The sequence below is a fragment of the Enterococcus sp. RTP21361st1_A6_RTP21361_211029 genome, from assembly GCF_040910045.1.
Classification (GTDB): Bacteria; Bacillota; Bacilli; order Lactobacillales; family Enterococcaceae; genus Enterococcus_D; species Enterococcus_D gallinarum.
The window spans coordinates 1-3,302 of the sequence record NZ_JBDGBK010000157.1; the positions used below are offsets into that span (position 1 = coordinate 1).

General features: G+C 41.5%; 3 protein-coding genes and 1 other annotated feature. Of the genes, 2 read left to right on the forward strand and 1 reads right to left on the reverse strand.

Annotated elements, in window-relative coordinates:
- Positions 1-662, reverse strand: a 662-nt coding sequence (locus tag AB5Z52_RS16320) for an NAD(P)H-dependent oxidoreductase (protein ID WP_368267033.1), incomplete at its 3' end; no start/stop codon positions are given.
- Positions 663-840: 178 nt separating this feature from the next.
- Positions 841-892 (forward strand) — a sequence feature (sodium ion sensor (DUF1646 type); this cis-regulatory element may regulate processes involved in with the transportation of sodium ions).
- A gap of 116 nt (positions 893-1,008) precedes the next feature.
- Here AB5Z52_RS16320 and AB5Z52_RS16325 point away from each other — a divergent pair.
- The gene (locus AB5Z52_RS16325; protein ID WP_029486849.1) at positions 1,009-1,341 is read left to right on the forward strand and encodes a hypothetical protein; all 333 of its coding nucleotides are present in this window, start codon (positions 1,009-1,011) and stop codon (positions 1,339-1,341) included.
- The gene (locus AB5Z52_RS16330) at positions 1,319-3,286 is read left to right on the forward strand and encodes a V-type ATP synthase subunit I (protein WP_003126714.1); all 1,968 of its coding nucleotides are present in this window, start codon (positions 1,319-1,321) and stop codon (positions 3,284-3,286) included. The genes AB5Z52_RS16325 and AB5Z52_RS16330 overlap by 23 nt, the downstream gene beginning before the upstream one ends.
- The last annotated feature ends 16 nt before the right edge of the window (positions 3,287-3,302 follow it).

The window sequence follows — 3,302 nt, forward strand, 5'->3', positions numbered from 1 at the left end:
GCCTCCATTTCAGCAAGAGCTTCATCTAATTCAAGTAAGGTTTCCTGATTTTGGATAAGTTGATCGAGAAGAGGAGCGAGTTTTGGATTTTCAGCTGTCAGTGCTTCTAGTCTTTGAATAAACCACTGTTGTTTGGCAGCAAATGAAAAGGGGGCTTTCATTGTCAGCAGCTGCTGATAGTCGATCACAAATCGCCGTTTCTCTTTTTCTGTTTTATACATTAACTGATCGAGAACGAGAACCGGTAAGATGGTCATTTGGTATTTTTGTGCCATTAAAGTTAGAGGTCGCAAAATTTCAGAAAAACTGGCTCCTTCTTTTCCACCTAGTTGAAATTCTTTGGCTGCAACGCCTGTAGAAAGAGCAAAGCCGATTTCTTTATTTAATAAGTAGGGTTTGGCTGCCTCCCAAACCGTATCGATCCAACATTTCATTTTTGCAGGAACTTGGTACCAATAAAGGGGGAACTGGAAAATCAGACGATCGATCGTTTGCAATCGTTCTAACTCAATCTCTAAATCAAAATCCCCCGCAACTTTGTCAAGCATATGAACACTGACATTAGGCATCTTGGCACTTTCGCTAAAAAAACGTTGAGATAAAGAGTCGTCATAGGACGGATGACTGGCAATAACTAATGTTCTAATCATAAAGAAAATCAATCCTTTCCCTATAGATGTAACATAATTCTGCCAAAAACGGAACTACTCTGCTTTTAAATTAGAAGGATAAATGTGAGAGAGGCTAAAGTCATTATTGGTTCAGTGAAATCTTTACTGACTTGAATCGTCCGTCTTTTTTTGCTATACTGTTTAGTGAATTGAATAGAAGACAGACAAAGGTTGAGCATTTCGATGCTTCAAGGATCACGTTCTCCAAGGGGTGAGGAGAACATTCTTGAAGGCGTGCCGATCTTTTTTTTGAAGGCATACTTCTTTACGAGGTATGCCTTTTTTGTGTCTATTTTTCAATTGTCTTGTTTACTTTGACAATAGGAGGGATATTTTGATGGAAGAGGCACTGAAACGCCTGCAAGAGGCAGAAGCCTATAATCAACAGCAGATGCAGCAATTGCAACGGGCGCTGTCTGATTACGAAGAAGAGAAGCAGGAGGAACTACAACAGCGTGTACTTGAATTGAGAGCAGCATGTCTGCGTGAACAGTCCGCACTTGAACAACAATTACAACAAACGTTGCAAAAAACGACGGAACAGATCGAAGCAGAGAAACAACAGTTTATTGCAGATCTCCAAGAAAATGTTCGTCGCTGTCAAGAACAAGTGGTCGATCAGATCGTTGAAGGAGTGATCCAAACTTATGGCAGTCACGAAACTAAGTAAGCTGACCTTGATCGCCCCCGAAAACCATCAAGAGCGGTTATTGAAAAAACTGCAAAGCTTACAGATGGTTGAGATTGAAGATGTCTTTGAAAATGCAGAAAATCAACCATGGCTCAAAGAATTTTTTGCTGATTATCAACAAGAGACAGCGACTAGCTACGCAGAGACGCTTCGCAGGATCCAAGAAGCAATCTTGTTCATCCGGCGACAAGGCGGAAGCGGCAAAATACGAGAGTGGCAACGCCAATCTTTACAACTGCCTGCATTTGAAGACTCCTTTCAAGAGCAAACTGTCTTGACGCTTGTCGAACAAATTGAAGAGTTGCAGTTGCAATGGCAAAAAAATCATGAAGCGATGCAAGCCGCTTCTCAATCAGAAACCTGGGGAATGGAATGGCAAAACCTGGATGTTTCTCTCGAAGAAAAAGAGTTGGCATTTGCCACTTTCTTTTGTGGCAGTGTTGAAAGTTCTCATTGGGAAGCCATATCAGCGACCCTCAAACAACTTGATGCTGTTTACCTGGAAATGATTTATTCGGATACAAAAAAGACAAATTTCAGTTGTCTTTACCCGAAGAAGCTTTCTGCAGAAGTTGAGAATGTTTTTCAGCGATATAGTGTAAAAAAAGAAAATACGGACAGTCTGAAAAAACCAAAAGTGCTGTTGCACGAGGCCCAGGCAAAACTGCGAGAGCTAGCGGATCAGCGAAAACAGCTGGCAAATCAGATTGGCACGTATAAAACTAAGATTGCTTGTTTGCAGCAAGCAGAAGAATATTTTTTGACAAAAGAACAACGAAAAATGGTACGAAAACGATTGGTCACTGGCAAACATCATACTGTTTTGAGAGGCTGGGTCGCGCAACAAGATCAACAGACTCTTGAAAAAGAGCTGGCAGATTCTTTTAACGGCGAAGTCTATTGCTCATTCAATGAACCTACCTTAGAAGAATTGACTGCGAATCAAGTTCCAGTCAAACTGCAAAATGCTTCGTTTATCAAACCATTTGAAATGTTGACGGAAATGTATAGTTTGCCTAAATATGATGAGATCGACCCAACGCCTTGGATGACACCTTTTTATTATGTCTTCTTTGGGATGATGGTTGCTGATTTGGGCTATGGCGGATTGATGGCACTGGTGACCACTATTGGCCTGCACTTTTTCCGTTTACCTAAAGGGACGAAACGGTTTATGAAGCTGTTTCAAACATTATCCGGTCCTACGATGATTTGGGGATTGATCTATGGCTCGTTTTTTGGAGCGACTTTGCCATTTCATTTGTTATCGCCAGCGAAAGACTTTATGGCTATTTTTGGATTATCCATGATTTTTGGAGGGATCCAATTGTTTACAGGTCTTTATTTGGCCGCGAAGGAAAATATTCGCAAGAAAGATTTTTTAGCAGCTGTCAATCAAGGCTTTTCTTGGCAAGGCTTGCTGGCGGGACTTTTGGTTGCTGCTGCTGGAAATTGGCTCTTTACCGCCCCAGCACTCGTCACATTAGGATTGATTATAGCAGGACTTAGCGGGCTGCTGATCGTGATTGTGCCGATCATTAAAGGAAAGTCCAAAGTTGGCGGTTTTTTCATGGGGATCTATGATCTCTATGGGGTAACAAGCTATATTGGCGATTTTGTCAGCTATAGTCGTTTGATGGCGTTAGGGATCTCTGGCGGCAGTATCGCCGCTGCCTTTAATTTATTAGTGGGCTATATGCCGCCGGTAGCACGATTTTCTGTTGGGATCATTCTGTTAGTGATCTTACAGGCGCTAAATATTTTTTTGTCATTACTAAGTGCTTACGTGCATGCAGCGCGTTTACAATATGTAGAATTTTTTGGCAAATTCTTTACAGGTGGCGGCCGGGCGTTTGACACCTTTAAGCCGAGTGAAAAATATGTCGATTTTGAAAAAGAAAACGGAGGAAAGAAAGATGATTGATTACTTGATTAATAAC

What these genes read in the sequence shown, in the direction of transcription:
- AB5Z52_RS16330 (WP_003126714.1), top strand. Translation starts at nt 1,319, where the DNA reads ATGGCAGTCACGAAACTAAGTAAGCTGACCTTGATCGCCCCCGAAAAC.
- AB5Z52_RS16325 (WP_029486849.1), top strand. Translation starts at nt 1,009, where the DNA reads ATGGAAGAGGCACTGAAACGCCTGCAAGAGGCAGAAGCCTATAATCAA.